This is a genomic window from Pseudomonas sp. MF6396 (genome assembly GCF_002018915.1).
In the GTDB taxonomy this organism is placed as follows: domain Bacteria; phylum Pseudomonadota; class Gammaproteobacteria; order Pseudomonadales; family Pseudomonadaceae; genus Aquipseudomonas; species Aquipseudomonas palmensis.
Map to the genome: position 1 here is coordinate 38,010 of NZ_MVOK01000028.1, position 18,418 is coordinate 56,427.

At 66.3% G+C, this 18,418-nt stretch carries 15 protein-coding genes, 1 tRNA gene and 1 pseudogene; 11 read left to right on the top strand and 6 right to left on the bottom strand.

Translation table 11 applies throughout. From position 1 onward, the window contains the following. The first annotated feature begins 1 nt into the window (after position 1). Positions 2-517 carry a single-stranded DNA-binding protein gene (locus tag MF6396_RS23175; RefSeq protein WP_043861918.1) on the top strand — a complete coding sequence of 172 codons (516 nt, stop codon included), beginning with the start codon at positions 2-4 and terminating at the stop codon, positions 515-517. Positions 518-691: 174 nt separating this feature from the next. Here MF6396_RS23175 and MF6396_RS23180 read toward each other — a convergent pair whose 3' ends face one another. Further along, positions 692-1,264 (bottom strand): hypothetical protein, encoded by a 573-nt coding sequence (locus tag MF6396_RS23180; RefSeq protein WP_052504272.1) that lies wholly within the window; start codon positions 1,262-1,264, stop codon positions 692-694. A gap of 193 nt (positions 1,265-1,457) precedes the next feature. Between MF6396_RS23180 and fdnG the strand changes: the two genes are divergently transcribed. The 7 genes and pseudogenes from fdnG to MF6396_RS23220 all read left to right on the top strand — a co-directional run bounded on the left by fdnG (position 1,458) and on the right by MF6396_RS23220 (position 10,563). Then, the gene (gene fdnG / locus MF6396_RS23190; RefSeq protein WP_153046111.1) at positions 1,458-4,523 is read left to right on the top strand and encodes a formate dehydrogenase-N subunit alpha; all 3,066 of its coding nucleotides are present in this window, start codon (positions 1,458-1,460) and stop codon (positions 4,521-4,523) included. Next, positions 4,523-5,470: a formate dehydrogenase subunit beta gene (gene fdxH / locus MF6396_RS23195; RefSeq protein WP_043861915.1), complete on the top strand. Its 948-nt coding sequence runs from the start codon at positions 4,523-4,525 to the stop codon at positions 5,468-5,470. The genes fdnG and fdxH overlap by 1 nt, the downstream gene beginning before the upstream one ends. Further along, complete coding sequence (locus tag MF6396_RS23200; protein ID WP_078481649.1) at positions 5,467-6,120, top strand: formate dehydrogenase subunit gamma; 654 nt, start codon at positions 5,467-5,469, stop codon at positions 6,118-6,120. The genes fdxH and MF6396_RS23200 overlap by 4 nt, the downstream gene beginning before the upstream one ends. Next, a pseudogene (gene fdhE / locus MF6396_RS23205) lies at positions 6,117-7,024 on the top strand (formate dehydrogenase accessory protein FdhE). Before MF6396_RS23200 ends, fdhE begins: the two are co-directional and overlap by 4 nt. 102 nt (positions 7,025-7,126) lie before the next feature. Continuing rightward, a complete protein-coding gene (selA, locus tag MF6396_RS23210; protein ID WP_078481650.1) occupies positions 7,127-8,551 on the top strand; it encodes an L-seryl-tRNA(Sec) selenium transferase in 1,425 nt (474 codons plus the stop codon). Further along, positions 8,548-10,461, top strand: a complete 1,914-nt coding sequence (selB, locus tag MF6396_RS23215) for a selenocysteine-specific translation elongation factor (protein WP_078481651.1) — start codon at positions 8,548-8,550, stop codon at positions 10,459-10,461. Before selA ends, selB begins: the two co-directional genes overlap by 4 nt. Before the next feature lie 6 nt (positions 10,462-10,467). Continuing rightward, positions 10,468-10,563 (top strand) — tRNA-Sec (locus MF6396_RS23220). A gap of 14 nt (positions 10,564-10,577) precedes the next feature. On the opposite strand, the gene MF6396_RS23225 is transcribed toward MF6396_RS23220, so the two are convergent. Then, positions 10,578-11,570, bottom strand: a complete 993-nt coding sequence (locus MF6396_RS23225; RefSeq protein WP_078481652.1) for an asparaginase — start codon at positions 11,568-11,570, stop codon at positions 10,578-10,580. A 79-nt stretch (positions 11,571-11,649) separates the two neighbouring features. Beyond that, the gene (locus tag MF6396_RS23230) at positions 11,650-13,098 is read right to left on the bottom strand and encodes an alanine/glycine:cation symporter family protein (protein WP_078481653.1); all 1,449 of its coding nucleotides are present in this window, start codon (positions 13,096-13,098) and stop codon (positions 11,650-11,652) included. A 168-nt stretch (positions 13,099-13,266) separates the two neighbouring features. On the opposite strand from MF6396_RS23230, the gene MF6396_RS23235 reads away from it, so the two are divergent. Continuing rightward, a complete protein-coding gene (locus MF6396_RS23235; protein WP_078481654.1) occupies positions 13,267-14,085 on the top strand; it encodes a helix-turn-helix domain-containing protein in 819 nt (272 codons plus the stop codon). Between the two features lie 12 nt (positions 14,086-14,097). Here MF6396_RS23235 and MF6396_RS23240 read toward each other — a convergent pair whose 3' ends face one another. Beyond that, entirely contained in the window at positions 14,098-14,940 is an 843-nt protein-coding gene (locus MF6396_RS23240) for an alpha/beta hydrolase (RefSeq protein WP_054916428.1), read from the bottom strand. A 254-nt stretch (positions 14,941-15,194) separates the two neighbouring features. Between MF6396_RS23240 and MF6396_RS23245 the strand changes: the two genes are divergently transcribed. Beyond that, positions 15,195-16,079 (top strand): sugar nucleotide-binding protein, encoded by an 885-nt coding sequence (locus MF6396_RS23245; protein WP_043861906.1) that lies wholly within the window; start codon positions 15,195-15,197, stop codon positions 16,077-16,079. Then, entirely contained in the window at positions 16,072-17,001 is a 930-nt protein-coding gene (locus MF6396_RS23250; protein ID WP_078481655.1) for an NAD-dependent epimerase/dehydratase family protein, read from the top strand. The genes MF6396_RS23245 and MF6396_RS23250 overlap by 8 nt, the downstream gene beginning before the upstream one ends. 102 nt (positions 17,002-17,103) lie before the next feature. On the opposite strand, the gene MF6396_RS23255 is transcribed toward MF6396_RS23250, so the two are convergent. Together MF6396_RS23255 and MF6396_RS23260 are read right to left on the bottom strand one after the other, a co-directional pair. Beyond that, positions 17,104-17,787: an OmpW/AlkL family protein gene (locus tag MF6396_RS23255; protein ID WP_078481656.1), complete on the bottom strand. Its 684-nt coding sequence runs from the start codon at positions 17,785-17,787 to the stop codon at positions 17,104-17,106. 110 nt (positions 17,788-17,897) lie between these two features. After that, the gene (locus MF6396_RS23260) at positions 17,898-18,410 is read right to left on the bottom strand and encodes a DUF3299 domain-containing protein (protein WP_043861948.1); all 513 of its coding nucleotides are present in this window, start codon (positions 18,408-18,410) and stop codon (positions 17,898-17,900) included. Between the last annotated feature and the right edge of the window lie 8 nt (positions 18,411-18,418).

An 18,418-nucleotide genomic window follows, 5' to 3' on the forward strand; every position in this document is an offset into this window, starting at 1 on the left:
TATGGCCCGTGGGGTTAACAAAGTCATTTTGGTCGGCACTTGCGGCCAGGACCCTGAAGTTCGCCACCTGCCCAACGGCAACGCGGTGACCAACCTCAGCCTGGCCACCAGCGAGCAGTGGACCGACAAGCAGACCGGCCAGAAGGTCGAGCGTACCGAGTGGCACCGTGTGTCGATGTTCGGCAAGGTTGCCGAGATTGCCGGCGAGTACCTGCGCAAGGGTTCGCAGGTGTACATCGAGGGCAAGCTGCAGACCCGCGAGTGGGAAAAGGACGGCATCAAGCGTTACACCACCGAGATCATCGTCGACATGCAGGGCACCATGCAGCTGCTGGGTGGTCGTCCGCAGAACCAGGACGGTTCGCAGCAGGGTGGCAACAACTACAACCAGGCCCCACGTCAGCAGGCGCCTCAGCAGCGTCCGCAGCAGGCCCCTCAGCAGCGCCCTGCGCCGCAACAGCCTGCGCCGCAGCCGGCTGCCGACTTCGACAGCTTCGATGACGACATCCCGTTCTGAGCCCTGGCCAACGCCGCGCTTCAAGACAAACGCCCGATGCGCTGCATCGGGCGTTTTGCGTTCTGGGGAAACCTCGGTGGGCGGTGGCCCTGACACGCTTGCGATGTTCAGCGCACGTGCGGGCCTCGCGGTACCTCTAGCGGGCCGCCAGGAGGTGAAGCGGCCCGTGAGCACTCACGCCGCGGCCACGCCTTGGCCCACCAGCCCCGCCAGTGCATTGAGCATCGGTGCGCGATACTCCACGTCCTTCTCGTTCCAGTACACATGACCGGCTGGCAGGTCGACATTGAAGAAGCTTTCGTAGTAGCTGCCTGGCGCCGAATCCGAACGGTCGTTGCCGAACACCTTCAGGCGCACCGCACCCGCTTCAAGCCCGGTGTCCGCCTGGTGCAGCGCAATCACGCTGAAGCGCTCGCCGACCGCCCCGGGGCCATCGACCAGCTCGATTTCATACAGCTGTGCCAGCGCCTCGATGAACCGCTCGGTCTCCAGGCCCAGCGACGAGATCTCGAGCCCGTCGCTGTAGAAGTGCGCCTGTATCACGTTCATCTCGCCATCGAACCCCGGCTGCACGTCGCGCCGCAGCCGCGCCCGCACACCCACCGAGTGCCCGGCGAACGCGGCACGCAGGTCAAAGTGGTAGTGCACGTCATCCTGCATCAGGTGCTGCACCTGAAACACGCAGTCCACAAAACCTTCTTCGCCAAACTGCTCCAGCAGCGGCAACCCGTTCTTGTCCAATTGCATCATGCAGTCCCTTGGCGATGGTGGTCAGGCTGGCGATTATGCACCCGTTGCGCGCATCGATAATCCGTTTTAATGGTGCTTGGCCCGATCTTGGCTAGAGTGAATATTGACGACCACCCAGTGGCCGCCACCGTGACTGTTCACGAGACGCCGGCAATGCTCCGCGCGTCCACCACCTGATCAGGAGTGCACGATGGATCTCAACCGTCGGCAATTTTTCAAGGTCGCCGCCATCGGCCTTGGAGGTTCGAGCCTGGCGGCGCTGGGCATGGCCCCCGCGCCGGCCTTCGCCGAACAGATACGCCACTTCAAGCTGGCCCGCACCAAGGAAACCCGCAACACCTGCCCCTACTGCTCGGTCGGCTGCGGCCTGATCCTGTACAGCCAGGGCGATGCGGGCAAGAACGTGGCGCAGAGCATCATCCACGTCGAAGGCGACGCCGATCACCCGGTCAACCGCGGCACCCTGTGCCCCAAAGGTGCAGGCCTGCTGGACTTTATCCACAGCCCCAGCCGCCTGCAGTACCCGCAGGTGCGCAAGCCGGGCAGCAACGAGTGGACGCGCGTCAGCTGGGATGAGGCCATGGACCGAGTGGCCGAGCTGGTCAAGGCCGACCGCGACGCCAACTTCATCGAGAAGAACGCCCAGGGCCAGACCGTCAACCGCTGGCTCAGCACCGGGTTCCTCGCGGCCTCGGCGGCTTCCAGCGAAGCCGGCTACCTGACCCACAAGGTCATTCGCAGTTTGGGCATGCTGGGGTTCGACAACCAGGCGCGTGTCTGACACGGCCCGACGGTGGCAAGTCTTGCCCCGACGTACGGCCGTGGTGCCATGACCAATCACTGGACCGATATCGCCAACGCGAACCTGATCCTGGTGATGGGCGGCAACGCAGCAGAAGCGCACCCGTGCGGTTTCAAATGGGTGACCGAAGCCAAGGCGCACAACCAGGCGCGGCTGATCGTGGTCGACCCACGGTTTACCCGTACCGCCTCGGTGGCCGATTACTACGCGCCGATTCGCACCGGCAGCGACATCGCCTTCATGGGCGGCCTGATCAACTATCTGCTCAGCACTGACCAGATCCAGCACGAGTACGTGCGCAACTACACCGACGTGTCGTTCATCGTCAAAGCCGGCTTCGGCTTCGAGGACGGGCTGTTCAGTGGCTACGATGCGGCCAAGCGTACCTATGCCGACAAGTCCGGCTGGGGCTACGAACTGGGTGAAGACGGTTTCGCCAAGGTCGACCCGACCCTGCAGGACCCGCGCTGCGTCTACCAGCTGATGAAGCAGCACTACAGCCGCTACACCCCGGAGCTCGCCAGCATGACCTGCGGCATGCCCCAGGCCAGCATGCAGAAGATCTGGGAAGAGATCGCCACCTGCTCCACACCCGGCAAGACCATGACCATCCTCTATGCCCTGGGCTGGACCCAGCATTCGATCGGCGCGCAGATCATCCGCAGCGCGGCGATGGTGCAACTGCTGCTGGGCAACGTCGGCATGCCGGGTGGCGGGGTCAACGCCCTGCGCGGGCACTCCAACATCCAGGGCCTGACCGACCTGGGCCTGCTGTCCAACTCCTTGCCGGGCTACCTGACTCTGCCCGGTGATGCCGAGCAGGACTACGACGGCTACATCGCCAAACGCGCCCTCAAGCCGCTGCGCCCAGGGCAGCTGTCGTACTGGCAGAACTACGGCAAGTTCCACGTCAGTCTGATGAAGGCCTGGTATGGCGCCAACGCCACTGCCGAGAACCACTGGGGCTACGACTGGCTGCCCAAGCTCGACATCCCAGGCTACGACGTGCTCAAGATGTTCGACATGATGGGCAGGGGCGAGGTGCACGGCTACATGTGCCAGGGCTTCAACCCGATTGCCGCGCTGCCCGACAAGAACCGCGTCACTGCCGCGCTCAGCAAGCTCAAGTGGCTGGTGGTGATGGACCCGCTGGCCACCGAAACCTCGGAGTTCTGGCGCAACGCAGGGCCGTACAACGACGTCAGCACGGCCGACATCGCCACCGAGGTCATCCGCCTGCCCACCACCTGCTTCGCCGAGGAGGACGGTTCGCTGGTCAACAGCAGCCGCTGGCTGCAGTGGCACTGGAAGGGCGCCGACGGCCCGGGCGAAACCCGTACCGACGTGCGCATCATGAGCGACCTGTTCCTGCGCCTGCGTGAACGCTACCGCGCCGAGGGTGGCGCGTTTGCCGAACCGCTGCTCAACCTCAGCTGGCCGTACAAGGTCGCCGATGAACCCTCCCCCGAAGAGCTGGCCAGGGAGCTCAACGGCGTGGCCGTGACCGATCAGGTCGATGCCACCGGCGCCGCGCTCAAGGGCGGCCAGCAACTGTCGGGGTTCGCCCAGCTCAAGGACGATGGCAGTACCGCGTCCGGCTGCTGGATCTTCTGCGGCAGCTGGACCGAGCAGGGCAACCAGATGGCTCGGCGCGACAACAGCGACCCGTATGGCATGAAGCAGAACCTGGGCTGGGCCTGGGCCTGGCCGATGAACCGGCGAATCCTCTACAACCGTGCCTCGGCCACTCCGCAAGGCCAGCCCTGGGACCCGAAAAAACGCCTGGTATGGTGGAACGGCAAGGCCTGGACCGGCACCGACAGCCCGGACTACAAGGCCGACGTGCCCCCCGAGGCGGGCATGAACCCGTTCATCATGAACCCCGAAGGGGTGGCCCGGTTCTTCGCCGTCGACAAGATGGCCGAAGGCCCGTTCCCCGAGCACTACGAACCCTTCGAGACGCCGATCGGGATCAACCCGCTGCACCCCACCAACAAGAAGGCCACCAGCAACCCGGCCGGACGCATCTTCGACTCGGTGTGGGACACCCTCGGCCAGGCCAAGGACTACCCCTACGCGGCCACCACCTACCGGCTGACCGAGCACTTTCACTTCTGGAGCAAGCATGCGCGCCTGAACGCCATCGCCCAGCCCGAGCAGTTCGTCGAGATCGGTGAAGTGCTGGCGCAGCAGAAGGGTATCCAGGCCGGCGACCGGGTGCGGGTGAGTTGCAAGCGTGGGCATATCGAGGCGGTGGCGGTCGTCACCAAGCGGATTCGTCCGCTGCAGGTCAACAACCAGACCGTGCACCAGGTCGGTATCCCGCTGCACTGGGGCTTCACCGGGCTGACGCGGCATGGCTACCTGACCAACACCCTGGTGCCGTTCCTCGGCGATGGCAATACACAGACCCCGGAATCGAAGTCGTTCCTGGTCAACGTGGAGAAAATCTGATGGCCAGCCAAGACATCATTGCCCGTTCGGCCACCACCACGCTGCCCCCCTCGGTGCGCCAGCAGGAGCAGGTCGCCAAGCTGATCGACACCACCAAGTGCATCGGCTGCAAGGCCTGCCAGGTGGCGTGTTCGGAATGGAACGAGCTGCGCGACGAGGTGGGTCACAACCACGGCACCTATGACAACCCGCAGGACCTCAGTGCTGAAAGCTGGACGCTGATGCGCTTCACCGAGCACGAGACCGCCGACGGCAACCTGGAGTGGCTGATCCGCAAGGACGGCTGCATGCACTGCGCCGACCCCGGCTGCCTCAAGGCCTGTCCCAGCCCGGGGGCGATCATCAAGCACGCCAACGGCATCGTCGACTTCAACCAGGACCACTGCATCGGCTGCGGCTACTGCATCACAGGCTGCCCGTTCAACATCCCGCGCATCTCGCAGAAGGACCACAAGGCCTACAAGTGCACCCTGTGTTCCGACCGCGTGGCCGTGGGGCTGGAGCCGGCCTGCGTGAAGACCTGTCCCACCGGCGCCATCGTGTTCGGCAGCAAGACCGACATGCAGGAGCACGCCGCCGAACGCATCGTCGACCTCAAGTCGCGGGGCTTCGAGCATGCCGGCCTGTACGACCCGGACGGCGTGGGTGGCACCCATGTGATGTACGTGCTGCACCACGCCGACACGCCGCGCGTGTACGCGGGGTTGCCCGACAACCCGGTGATCAGCCCGCTGGTCGGGCTGTGGAAGGGCGTGAGCAAACCGCTGGCGCTGCTGGCCATGGGGGCGGCGGTGCTGGCCGGGTTCTTCCACTACGTGCGCATCGGCCCGCAGCGGGTCGAGGAAGAGGATGACGAGCATCCTGACACCAGCGTGCATCAGGTCGACCCGTCGGTGCATGTGTATGACCCGGGCAAGCCCACCGCACCAGGGGAGCAACGGCCATGAAGCACAAGCCGATACTGCGTTACTCCGCCAACGAGCGCACCAACCACTGGCTGGTGGCGATCCTGTTCTTCATGGCGGCACTGTCGGGGCTGGCGCTGTTTCATCCGGCGCTGTTCTGGCTCAGCCACCTGTTCGGCGGCGGGCCGTGGACACGCATCCTGCACCCGTTCATGGGCGTGCTGATGTTCGTGCTGTTCCTGGGGCTGGTGCTGCGCTTCTGGCGGGCCAACTTCATCACCGCCACCGACCGGCAGTGGCTGCGCCGGGTCGACCGGGTGATCCGCAACGAGGAGGAGGGCGTACCACCGGTGGGCAAGTACAACGCCGGGCAGAAGCTGCTGTTCTGGACCCTGCTGGCGTGCATGCTGGTGCTGCTGGTGAGTGGCGTGGTGATCTGGCGTGCCTACTTCAGCGCGTACTTCGGTATCGACACCATTCGCCTGGCCACCCTGCTGCATGCCCTGGCCGGCTTCGTGCTGGTGCTGAGCATCATCGTGCACATCTATGCCGGCATCTGGATCAAGGGCTCGGTCAGCGCCATGCTGCATGGCTGGGTCAGCCGCGCGTGGGCGCGCAAGCACCATGCGCTATGGTACCGGGAGGTCACTCGGGACGAGCGGCCCGACACGCACAAAGGAGCCAAGCCTTGAGTACCGTGATGGAACCCGATCAGATCCAGGCTTCGGCCAGTTCGCCGCCGTTTCTGCACCCGCCACCGCCCCAGCTGTTTGCGCTGCGTGCCGAACGCCTCGACCTGCTGGCCGAGGGGCATGCGCTGGGCGACTACCTGCGCTTCGTGGCCGGGTTGTGCCGCGTGCAGCAGGGGTTGCTGGACAACCCACCGGCAGCGGCCCTGCCCGACCCGCAGCGCCTGCAGCTGTGCGTGACCCACGGCCTGGCGCCCCTGGCCGCCGCCAGCCTGGTGCGCGAGGGCGCCTGGCCGGGCTGGCTGGATGCCCTGTTGCAACGCTACGAGGCGTCTTCGCCGCTGGCGCATCAGGCCCAGACGCAATTGCGCGAGGCCGGGGCAGGGCAGCGCATGGTGTGGGCGCTGGCACTGCTGGGCGGGCAGTACAGCGCGGTGCCGGCGGCGCTGGTGCCGTTTCTGGGGGCCGCGCTGCAGGCGGCGTGGAGCCATTGGCTGCTGGCCATGCCCGGCGTCGAACTCAAGCCCGGCGACAGCCTGGGGCAGTGCCCGGCATGTGGTTCGCCGGCGATGGCGGGGGTAATCCGCCACCGCGGCAAGTACAACGGCCTGCGCTACCTGGTGTGTGCGTTGTGTGCCTGTGAATGGCATGCGGTGCGGGTCAAGTGCGTGTATTGCGAGCAAAGCAAGGGCTTGCAGTACTTCAGCCTGGAGGATGACCGCCATGTCGCCGGGCAGGCGCCGTTGCGGGCCGAATGCTGCCTCGAATGCAGCTGGTCTACCTTGAAAGCGATGCGCAATCGGAGGCCCTGTCGGCAGACCTGGCCAGCCTGGCACTGGACATGCGCCTGGATCAGGAGGGGTACCAGCGCCTGGCGCCGAACCTGTTGCTGGCCCCGGGCCTGTAGGGCGGCCTTGCGCGAAGGGCGCACTACACTGTGGGATCCGACCCTGCGCGGTGTTCCATTCGCCGGCAAGGCCGGCTCCTACATAGGCCGGAGCGTTTTTGCATGTCCTCCAACGTCACTCAGTGCACCCACCGTCTACCCTCCATCGACACCCTCCTGCGCAGCCCTGCCTGCGTTCCCCTGGTGGACCGCTACGGCCGCGACGCCGTGCTCGCCACCTTGCGCCAACTGCTCGATGACCTGCGCGAGCCCGCCCGCCACGGCCAGCTCGGCGCTGCCGAACTGGCCCCCGAGGTGCTCGCCGGCCGCACCAACGAACGCCTCGCCGCCCGGCACCGCAGCCACATCCGCCGGGTGTTCAACCTCACCGGCACCGTGCTGCACACCAACCTGGGCCGCGCGCTGCTGCCCGAAGCCGCCATCGAGGCCGTCCAGCTTGCCGCGCGCCACCCCCTCAACCTCGAGTTCGACCTGGACAGCGGCAAGCGCGGCGACCGTGACGACCTGATCGAAGGCCTGATCCGCGAGCTCACCGGCGCCGAGGCCGTGACCGTGGTCAACAACAATGCCGCCGCCGTGCTGCTGGCGCTCAACAGCCTGGGCGCGCGCAAGGAGGGCATCATTTCGCGCGGTGAACTGATCGAGATCGGTGGTGCGTTCCGCATCCCCGACATCATGGCCCGCGCCGGGGTCAGGCTGCACGAGGTGGGCACCACCAATCGCACCCACGCCCGCGACTACGAAGCGGCAATCAACCCGCGCAGCGGCCTGCTGATGCGCGTGCATTGCAGCAACTACAGCATTGAAGGCTTCACCAGCCATGTGCCCACCGCCGAGCTGGCGCAACTGGCCCACCAGCACGGCCTGCCGCTGCTCGAAGACCTGGGCAGCGGCAGCCTGATCGACCTGACCCGCTGGGGCCTGCCCGCCGAACCCACGGTGCGTCAGGCCCTGGCCGATGGCGCCGATATCGTCACCTTCAGCGGCGACAAGCTGCTCGGCGGTCCGCAGGCCGGGATCATCGTGGGCAGCAAGGCGCTGATCGCGCGCATCAAGAAGAACCCGCTCAAGCGTGCCCTGCGGGTCGACAAGTTGACCCTCGCCGCGCTGGAAGCGGTGCTGGGCCTGTACCGCGACCCCGACCGCCTGGCCGAGCGCCTGCCCAGCCTGCGCCTGCTGACCCGGCCGCAAGCCGAGATCCTGGCCCAGGCCGAACGCCTGGCGCCGCGCATGGCACAGGCGTTGGGCGCGTCGTGGAGCGTTGCCGTGCTGCCTGCACTGGGCATGATCGGCAGCGGCAGCCAGCCGGTGGCACGCCTTCCCAGTGCTGCGCTGTGCATGCGCCCACAGGTGTCCAAGCGCCTGCGCGGGCGCAGCCTGCTGGCGCTGGAAGCGGCCTTGCGCGCGTTGCCCGTCCCGGTGCTCGGGCGCCTGGACGACGACGCGCTGTGGCTCGACCTGCGCCAGCTGGATGACGAACCCGCGTGGCTGGCGCAGCTGGCGCAATTGGCGGTACTGCCCACGTGATCGTCGGCACCGCCGGGCACATCGACCATGGCAAGACCGCGCTGCTCGAAGCCCTCACCGGCCAGGCTGGCGATCATCGGCGCGAAGAGCGTGAACGCGGCATCACCATCGACCTTGGCTACCGTTATGCAGCGCTGGCGGCGGATGCGCCGTTGACCGGCTTTGTCGACGTGCCGGGCCACGAGCGGTTTATCCACAACATGCTGGCCGGCGCCCAGGGTATCGACCTGGTGCTGCTGGTGGTGGCGGCCGACGACGGGGTGATGCCCCAGACCCGCGAGCACCTGGCCATTGTCGAACTGCTGGGCATCGCGCAGGCGCTGGTGGCCATCACCAAATGCGACCGGGTCGAGCCGGCGCGGGTGCAGGCGGTGCAGGCCCAGGTGCGCGGGCTGCTTGCGCCGGGACCGTATGCCGGGGCGGCGCAGTTCGCGGTGTCGAGTGCCAGCGGCCAGGGTATCGAGGCACTGCGTCAGGCATTGCTCGCCGCGCAGCACGCCCTGCAGCCGCGTAGCCAGGGTGGCGCTTTTCGCCTGGCCATCGACCGGGCCTTCAGCGTGGCCGGGGCCGGTATCGTGGTCACGGGCACTGCGTTGTCCGGGCAGGTTCAGGTGGGCGACAGCCTGTTGCTGGGCAAGGCGGGCAAACCGGTGCGGGTGCGCGGCCTGCACGCGCAGAACCAGGTCGCGACCCAGGCCTTCGCCGGGCAGCGCGTGGCCCTGAACATCAGCGCCGGGCGGCTGGCGCTGGAGCATATCCACCGCGGTGACTGGCTGCTGGCCGAGTGGCTGTATGCGCCTACTCAGCGGCTGGATATCGAACTGCACCTGCTGGCCGGGGAAGCCCGTGCACTCGAGCATTTCAGCCCGGTGCACCTGCACCTGGGCACCCAGGATGTCACCGCCCGCGTGGCATTGCTGGAGGGCGAGCGGCTGGCGCCCGGGGCGCGCATGTTCGCGCAGCTGCTGGTCAACGCGCCGGTGCAGGCGGTGCATGGCGACCCCGTGGTGCTGCGCGACCAGAGTGCCCAGCGCACCCTTGGCGGCGGGCGCGTACTCGATCCGTTTGCCCCGGCCCGCCAGCGCCGCAGCCCGCAGCGGCTGGCGCAGCTGCAGGCAATGGCGGCGGCCGACAGCCTGGAACAGGCCTTGCCGGCGCTGCTTGCGCAAGGCACGGGTGGGCTCGACCCGCAGCGCCTGGAGCGCCAGTTCAATCGCTTGCGCAGCCACTGGCGGCTGGATGCGCAGGTGCAGGTGGTGGCCACGCGGCAGGGGCCGCTGCTGTTCGACACGACGCAATGGCAGGCGCTCAAGGCCCGGGTGCTGGCGCAACTGGCGCGCTTTCACGAGCTCGAACCCGACCAGATCGGCCCTGACCGCGACCGCCTGCGCCGTTTCGCCAGCCTGGCACTGGAGCGGCCGGCGTTCATCAGCCTGGTGGACGAGTTGCTGGGCGAGCAGGCGATTGCCAGCAGCGGCCCGTGGCTGCACCTGCCCACGCACCAGGCGCGCCTGAACGAGGCCGACACGGCGCTCTGGCAACAGGTGCAACCGTTGCTGCTGGCGGCGCGTTTCGATCCGCCCTGGGTGCGCGACCTGGCCCGCGCCACCGGCAGCGAAGAAGCCGAGGTACGGCTGCTGCTGCGCAAGATGGCGCGTCTGGGCCAGGTGCACCAGGTGGTGCGCGATCTGTTCTTTCCCGAGGCCACAGTGCGGCAAATGGCGGCTATGCTGTTGCGCATGGCGGGTGATGAGGTGCAGGTGACGGTTTTTCGTGATGCGCTGGGTATCGGGCGCAAGCGCAGCATCCAGGTGCTGGAATACTTCGATCGCATCGGCCTGACCCGGCGCCTGGGCGACCAGCGCCGCATTCGCCGCGACAATGCCCTGGCTCAACCGGGCGACAACTGAATTCAAGGAAGGCAATCGCGCCCGGTGGCGCGGCCGGGCTTCAAACCCGGTTGGGGACGGCAGCCGTTCCCGGGCAGGTTCGACTCCGGCTGCCTTCCGCCATTTTTCGCGGGGCCTCAGGCCACCCGTTCACCGCACAGGTCCAGGGCGAACCAGTGCTCGGCGGTGTCGATGTCCAGCCCCGCGCCCAGCAGGGCGAACAGCTTGCCCAGCGCCGCCTCGCGGGTCATGCCACCGCCCGATACCAGGCCGGTCTCGCGCAGGCGGCTGCCGGCGGCGTAGGTATCGAACAGCACACTGCCCTCGATGCACTGGCTGATGGCGGCAATCAGCACGCCACCCTGGCGCGCCTTCTGCAACGCCTGCATCAGTGCTGCATCTTCCGATGGGCCGGTGCCGCTGCCATAGCATTCAAGCAGCAGGCCGCGCACGCCGCTCACCACCAGTGCCTGCACCTGCTCGGCCTGCAAGCCGGGGTACACCGGCAGCACCGCCAGTTTCACCGGCACCCGCGGCTGGGCATAGCCGAGTACCGCGGGCAACGCGCTGGCGCGGCTGCCTTCGCGGTGGCGCGCCGGCGCGGCAAACGCATCGAAGGCCTCGCTGCGCAGTTTGCTGGCCCGTGCGCCGTGCAGCAACTGGCCTGCGAAATACAGCTGCACGCCGCTTTGCAGGCCGCTTTCGAACAGGGCCAGGGCGCCGTGCAGGTTGTCCCAGGCGTCGCTGTGCGGTGCGCCGGCCGGCAGCATCGAGCCGGTGAGCACTACCGGCACATCCAGCCCCAGCAGCAGGAACGACAACGCTGCTGCGCTGTAGGCCAGGGTGTCGGTGCCGTGCAGCAGCAGGATGCCGTCGTGGCCATCACGCGTCACCGCCGTGACGATGGCCGCCTGCATGGCCAGCCAGTTGGCCTGCTGCATGTTGGCGCTGTCGAGCAGCGGTGACATCTCCTGCAGGCGCCAGTGCACCCGGGGTGGCGTCGGGTGCGTGTCCAGCCAGGCGCGCATGCGTGCCTCGAAGCCACCGGCCGGCGCCAGGCCATGGGGCGTTTGCAGCATGCCGATGGTGCCGCCGGTGTAGAGGACGAGAAGGTTCTTGACCGCGCGCATGGTGAGCATTCCAGGCAGGTGAGAAAGGGGCATCGCGAATCGGCTGCCGCCCGCGAACGGGGCGGCGGCACAGGGTTGCTCAGCGTTGCGCTTGAGCTTGAGCTTCGCCCACGCTGGCAGGGCGTGCGCTTTCAGCGGGCTGGACAGCAGGCCAGGCCTGGGTGTCCAGGTCCAGGTCGGGGAACCTGGCCGAGTCGAATACCGGCTGCTTGATGCCTGCCTTGCGCTGGTCGTCGTAGTCGCGCATCACGCGCAGGCCGATCTTGAACAGCAGCGCCAGGGCGATCAGGTTGACGAAGGCCAGGCACGTCATGGTGATGTCGGCGAAGGCGAACACGGTCGACAGGTTCTGGACCGAGCCCCACACGATCAGCGCCAGCACCAGGGCACGGTAGACCATCAGCACCGCACGGTTGCGGGTCAGAAACTGCAGGCTGTTTTCGCCCAGGTAGTAGTTGTAGAGGATGCAGGTGAACACGAACAGCGACAGCGCCACGCTGACGAACAGGCGACCCCAGTCACCGACCACGGCAGCCAGCGAGTTCTGGGTCAGCACGATGCCGTCACCTTCGAAGCCCGGGGTGTAGAAGCCCGACAGCAGAATCAGCAGCGCGGTGCAGGTGCAGATCACGAAGGTATCGAGGAACACGCTGAATGCCTGCACCACGCCCTGGGCGCCCGGGTGTTTCACTGCCGCCACGGCGGCCACGTTGGGCGCACTGCCAAGGCCCGCTTCGTTGGCGAACACGCCACGCTTGACGCCCATCACGATGGCACTGCCCAGCAGGCCACCGAAGGCAGGGTCCAGGCCGAAGGCGCTCTTGAAGATGGTTTCGAGCATGGCCGGCACGTGTTCGATCTGGCTGCCGATCACGTACAGGGTAACGCCGATGTAGGCCAGGGTCTTGACCGGCACCAGCAGGTCGGACACCGAGGCGATGCGCTTGATCCCGCCCAGGAACACGATGGCCAGCAGTACGGCCAGGGCAATCCCGGTGTGCTCCGGGGCGAAGCCGAAGGCGTTCTGCAGCGAGTGGGTCACGGTGTACGACTGCAGGCCGTTGAAGGCGAAGCCGTAGGTCACCAGCAGCAACACCGAGAACACCACTGCCATGGCGCGCAGGTTGAGGCCGTGCAGGATGTAGTAGGCCGGGCCGCCGCGGTACAGGCCATCACCGTCGGCGCGCTTGTAGACCTGCGCCAGGGTGCATTCGAAGAAGCTGCTGGACATGCCCACCAGCGCCGTCACCCACATCCAGAACACCGCGCCCGGGCCGCCCAGGGTCACGGCGATACCGACACCGGCGATGTTGCCGGCACCCACGCGCCCGGCCAGGCTCAGCATCAGTGCCTGGAACGAACTCAACTGGCCCGCCTGGCCGCGCAACGATTCCTTGAATACGCCGAACATATGGATGAAATGGCGAAACTGCACAAATCGCGAGCGCAGGGTGAAATAGCTTCCCAGTCCGACGATAAGCACAATAAGGAGCTTCCCCGAAAGGAAATCGTTGAGCACTTCGAGCATGGCGTGACCTCGGTTCTTGTTCTGAATGACAGTGGCTGACGGCGTGCGCCGTTTGCCTGGGGGCGCATGGTTGGTCATGACAAACGTCGTTACAATTTCGCGGGTTGCTCTGAATTGATGCGACCTGATGCTAAACTGGCGCCTATCGCATCAATCGGTACCTGATCAATGAGTCAACACCTGGGCCCCAACCTCAAGCTGGCGTGCAGCCATTACCGCTCTATTTCCGAGGTTTGCCGGCAGCTGTCGATCAACCGGGCGCAGTTCAACAAGTACCTGAGCGGGCAGAGCCAGCCGACGGCGTACAACCTCAAGCGCATCGGCGACTTCTTCGGCGTCGAGGACTACGAACTGGGCCTGCCGCCGGAACAGTTCGCGCGCCTGATCGGTGCGCGCAGCTCGGCGCTTGCCAGCCCGGCCCAAGCCGACCCGTTGCTGGAACTGCTGCGCCCGCTGCGCGAGCACGAGGGCAATCTGTCGCGCTACTGCGGCTACTACTTCGAATATTCCAACTGCATGTCGGTGCCGGGCAGCATCCTGCTGTCGCTGGTGCACCTGCGCGAAGAACGCGGCACGTTCCTGTTCGAGCGCCAGGAACGCCAGGAGCGCTCCAGCAGCACCGACGTGCAGGCCGAAGACTGGGTGCGCTGCCGCTACCTGGGCGCGGCCTTTCAGTTGCAGGACCGGGTGTTTCTGATCGACTACGAATCGCTGACGGTCAACGAGATGAGCCAGACCATCCTGATTCCCAGCTTCAAGAGCCGCATCACCCGGCTCAACGGCCTCAAGACCGGCGTCTCCAGCGGTGACCGGCGCACTCCGGCGTGTACCCGCGTGGTGTGGGAATACCTGGGCGCGGAAATCAACCGCATCAATGCCTACCGCCAGGTCCGGCTGTACCGCCCGGATGACCCGCGCATCGATGACGATGTGCGCGCACGGCTCAACGTCGGGCCGATTCGCAACGGCCTGTTCGAGATCGAGTGAAGGGTGCCGTGCTCAGCGGCGAATGAATGCCGCCACCTGCTGCGCCAGGGCCCCGGCCTGTGGGGGATGGGCGCGCAGGTGGGCGGCGATGCCGTGGTCGCAGTCGGGCAGGGTCAGCTGTTCGAAATGCCCGGGGGGTAGGGTGTCGCTCAGCGCCTGGATGACTTCGGCCGGGATCGGGCTGTAGCGCAGCATGCCGTCGATTTCCACATGGCCTGCCGACGTGCCCGGGGTTCGCCCATGGTGGGCGGCCAGCAGGCCATCGTATTGTCCCAGCACCAGCAGCACCTGGCCGCGATAGCTGCGCAGGAACTTGTAGCTGTCGCTGTCGAGAAATCCGTGGGGGGTGCTGATGGCGCGGGTGAAGGCCGGGCCGAACGGTGCATCGTAGGCGCTGTCGGCATAGACCGCCGGGCACAGCAGCACCAGCTTGTTCACCTGGCGTGCATGGTGCGCTGCCACTTTCAGCGCCAGCGCTGCGCCCAGGCTGTGGCCAATCACGGTGTTGCAGCGATGCTCGACGTGGCGAAAGAAGCGCAGCGCCTCGGCCAGGTTGGTGTGCAGCGAGGGCGCCCGGGCCCCCGGCAGGCTGGCCAGGCTGTGCCCCGACAGGTTGCCGGTCAGCGAGCCGATGCCCAGGGCCTGCAGGCGGTACAGCAGCGGGTTGAGGTGGGTGAAGTCGCTGCGTGCGCCGCCGAGCATGAACAGCGGCGGCGCGTGCTCGATATCGGGGATCAGCAGCCGACCTTCCTGGCTGTAGCCGTCGAACGTTTCGACCACCAGGCACTCGCGGCCCGGGCTGGGTTCGTCGAATTGCCAACGCTCACGTCCGTGTGCGGCCGTCTTGATCGGCATGAAGCGGTCCTCTTGCCCGGGGTGAAGGGTCGACAAGTCGACATGAACCAGCGAGGCTGACGCTTTTACAGTAGATGCAGTCGGGCATTTCTGGTGGGCGCGCAGGTTATTTCTTGAACTACGTTGAACCCGTCACACTTTGCGCTGACACACTCTAGACTTTGGCGTCAGTCGGCCCCGCGTTGGACTTCGCTTGCTGGAAGCCGCAAAATATCCGCTTTCCCTCAATTTATCTGACCGGACCTGCTGACTCTATGCGAATGCGCCTGATGCTGTTGGGTGGTGGAAATGCCCTTGGGCAAGCGCTGATTCGCCTCGGGGCCGAGGAAGATATCGGCTTTCTGGCGCCGCGCCCACCTGACCAGGGCTGGGATGCCGCGAGCCTGACCCAGCTGCTCGATGACACCCGCCCCGATGCGCTGATCAATCTGGCCTACTACTTCGACTGGTTCCAGGCCGAATCGGTGAGCGAGCAGCGCCTGGCTTCGCAGGAGCGTGCGGTCGAGCGCCTGGCCGAACTGTGCCAGCACCACAACATCATCTTGCTGCAACCCTCCAGCTACCGGGTATTCGACGGTTCGCGGGCCACGGCCTACAGCGAAAAGGACGAGCCGGTACCGCTCGGCCAACGTGGCCAGGCGTTGTGGCGCATCGAACAGAGCGTGCGCGCGACCTGCCCGCAGCACGTGCTGCTGCGCTTTGGCTGGGTGCTCGACGACAGCGTCGACGGCGTGCTGGGGCGTTTTCTGACCCGCGCCGAGCACTCGCAGGAACTGCTGCTGGCCGACGACCGGCGTGGCAACCCGACCCCGGTCGACGATGCAGCGCGGGTGATCCTGGCGGTGCTCAAGCAACTGGACTGTGGCGCGCCACTATGGGGCACCTACCATTACGCCGGCAACGAGGCGACCACGCCGCTGGCGCTGGGTCAGGCGATCCTCAGCGAAGCCGGGCAACTGCGTCAGCTGGCCGTCGAAGCGCCCACTGCGCAGGCCCACGCCGCCCGCCCGGATGCTGCCGAAGAACCCCAGCACGCAGTGCTGGCCTGCAAGAAAATCCTCCACACCTTCGGCATCAAGCCGCGTGCCTGGCGCGCCGGCCTGCCGACCCTACTGGACCGGTTCTATCGTCATGGCTGATGCTCCTATCCTGATTACCGGGGGGGCCGGCTTCATCGGCTCCCACCTGAGCGACGCGCTGCTGGCCAAGGGGTACGCGGTGCGCGTGCTCGACGACCTGTCTACCGGCCGGCGCCTGAACCTGCAGCTGGACAACCCGCGCCTGCAACTGATCGAGGGCGACGTGGCCGATGCCGCCCTGGTGGCCCGGGCCGCCGAGGGCTGCCAGGCCGTGGTGCACCTGGCGGCGGTGGCCTCGGTGCAGGCCTCTGTGGAAGACCCGGTCAGGACCCACCAGAGCAACTTCATCGGCACGCTGAACGTGTGCGAGGCGATGCGTGTGGCCGGCATCAAGCGCGTGCTGTTTGCCTCCAGCGCTGCGGTGTACGGCAACAACGGTGAAGGCCAGGCCATCGACGAGGACACGCCCAAGGCGCCGCTGACCCCCTATGCGGTGGACAAGCTGGCCAGCGAGCAGTACCTGGACTTCTATCGTCGCCAGCATGGGCTGGAGCCGGTGGTGTTTCGCTTCTTCAATATCTTCGGGCCACGCCAGGACCCGTCGTCGCCGTATTCGGGAGTGATCAGCATCTTCTGCGAGCGCGCCCTCAACGGCACGCCGATCAACCTGTTTGGCGATGGCGAGCAGACCCGTGACTTCCTGTATGTGGCCGACCTGGTGGCGGTGCTGGTGCAGGCGCTGGAGCAGGCGCAGGTGCAGGAGGGCGCGGTGAACGTGGGGCTGAACCGCGCCACCACGCTGAACCAGTTGCTCGACGCACTGCGCAAGGTGGTAGGGCCGTTGCCCGAGGTCAATCACGGGCCGGCGCGCGCGGGTGATATCCGTCATTCGCGGGCCGACAATACGCGGCTGCTGGCGCGCTTCGACCTGCCCGAGCCGACGCCACTGGCCGATGGGCTGGCGCACCTGCTGGGGCGCTGAACGTAAAAAGCTTCGCCGGCAACGCCGGCTGCTGCAGGCGGTATCTCCCTGACGGGAATCGCAGCCAAAAAAAAGCCCCGAATGATCGGGGCTTTTTCATGGTCAGAACTTGTAACCCACACCCACCATGTAGATCCATGGGTCCACATCCACGCTCACCTTGGTCTTGCCCACGCCCAGCGCGCTTGGGCCGTCGATGGTGGCCTTGGTGTCGATGTCCACGTACCAGACCGCGGCGTTGACCAGCAGGTTGTCGGTCAGCATGTAGTCCATGCCCAGTTGGCCGGCCAGGCCGACCGAGTCCTTGAGCTTCATGTTGCTGAAGCCCTGGGCCTTGCGGCTGCTGCTCAGGTCTTCATCGAAGAACAGGGTGTAGTTAAGACCGATACCGGCGTAAGGCTGGAACTTGGAGGTCGGCTCCATCGGGTAGTACTGCAGCGACAGGGTCGGTGGCAGTTGCTTGATGTTCGCCAGCTTGCCGTCCAGGCCCGCGCCCAGGCCCTTGACGCCCACTTCGTGCTGGAACGGGGTGGCTGCCAGCAGTTCCAGGCCGATGTGGTCGGTCAGCATGTAGGCAAAGGCCAGGCCCAGCTGGGTGTCGCTGTCCAGGGTGGCCTTGGTGCCGCCAACCTTGGTGCCGTCGAGCTTGATATCGCCGCTGTCTTCGTTCGGTGCGATGGTGATCGCACCGGCACGCAGAATGAAATCGCCCGCCTGGTGGGCGTGGGCAACAGGGGCTGCAAGCGCGAGGGCAATGAGCGAGGCGCTGAGCAAGGACTTGTTCATGGAAGCTCCCAAAGGACGTTTAGAATTTAATGTGTCCAATGGTAAGGAGCTGACAGGCGGTGATTCTTGACGCAGCTCAATGAAACCGCAAACGCCCTGGCGCGGGGCTTCTATTGTAGTTCATAGGCGTAGATCTTCTCGGCTTCCATCTGGTAGCCGGCCTCGGCCAGCTCGCTGCTGGAAGCCTTGACCTGCATCGGCCCCTCGATCCAGTAGGGCTGGTACAGCTCCTCGACCTTGATGCCGATTTCGCTGAACACGTGCACGATCTGGTTCGACGGTGGGGGCGGCACGTGAATGCACGCGCCGTAGTACGGCACCAGCAGGAACTCGGTGGTACGGCCTTCCTCGCTGACTTCCAGTGGCACGATGTAGCCCGGCAGCTTCACCTGCTGGCCATCCAGTGCCTTCACCACCGGCGCGTCGGGCGCCTGCTGCTGCGCCGCCGGGCCGCTTTCGCCGGCCAGCGCGTTGCTCAACTGCGAAAGGTCGTGCAGTGGGGTCATCTGCGGCACGATCACCGGTGCACCCTCGGGGATCAATTGCGGCCATTCCAGCGTGCGCGGCTCACCCGCCCACAGGGGCGGGGCAATCAACAGCAACAACAGCAGGGCACGACGTATCACGGGCG

What these genes read in the sequence shown, in the direction of transcription:
- MF6396_RS23175 (WP_043861918.1), top strand. Translation starts at nt 2, where the DNA reads ATGGCCCGTGGGGTTAACAAAGTCATTTTGGTCGGCACTTGCGGCCAG.
- MF6396_RS23180 (WP_052504272.1), bottom strand. Translation starts at nt 1,264, where the DNA reads ATGCAATTGGACAAGAACGGGTTGCCGCTGCTGGAGCAGTTTGGCGAA.
- fdxH (WP_043861915.1), top strand. Translation starts at nt 4,523, where the DNA reads ATGGCCAGCCAAGACATCATTGCCCGTTCGGCCACCACCACGCTGCCC.
- MF6396_RS23200 (WP_078481649.1), top strand. Translation starts at nt 5,467, where the DNA reads ATGAAGCACAAGCCGATACTGCGTTACTCCGCCAACGAGCGCACCAAC.
- selA (WP_078481650.1), top strand. Translation starts at nt 7,127, where the DNA reads ATGTCCTCCAACGTCACTCAGTGCACCCACCGTCTACCCTCCATCGAC.
- MF6396_RS23225 (WP_078481652.1), bottom strand. Translation starts at nt 11,570, where the DNA reads ATGCGCGCGGTCAAGAACCTTCTCGTCCTCTACACCGGCGGCACCATC.
- MF6396_RS23230 (WP_078481653.1), bottom strand. Translation starts at nt 13,098, where the DNA reads ATGCTCGAAGTGCTCAACGATTTCCTTTCGGGGAAGCTCCTTATTGTG.
- MF6396_RS23235 (WP_078481654.1), top strand. Translation starts at nt 13,267, where the DNA reads ATGAGTCAACACCTGGGCCCCAACCTCAAGCTGGCGTGCAGCCATTAC.
- MF6396_RS23240 (WP_054916428.1), bottom strand. Translation starts at nt 14,940, where the DNA reads ATGCCGATCAAGACGGCCGCACACGGACGTGAGCGTTGGCAATTCGAC.
- MF6396_RS23245 (WP_043861906.1), top strand. Translation starts at nt 15,195, where the DNA reads ATGCGAATGCGCCTGATGCTGTTGGGTGGTGGAAATGCCCTTGGGCAA.
- MF6396_RS23250 (WP_078481655.1), top strand. Translation starts at nt 16,072, where the DNA reads ATGGCTGATGCTCCTATCCTGATTACCGGGGGGGCCGGCTTCATCGGC.
- MF6396_RS23255 (WP_078481656.1), bottom strand. Translation starts at nt 17,787, where the DNA reads ATGAACAAGTCCTTGCTCAGCGCCTCGCTCATTGCCCTCGCGCTTGCA.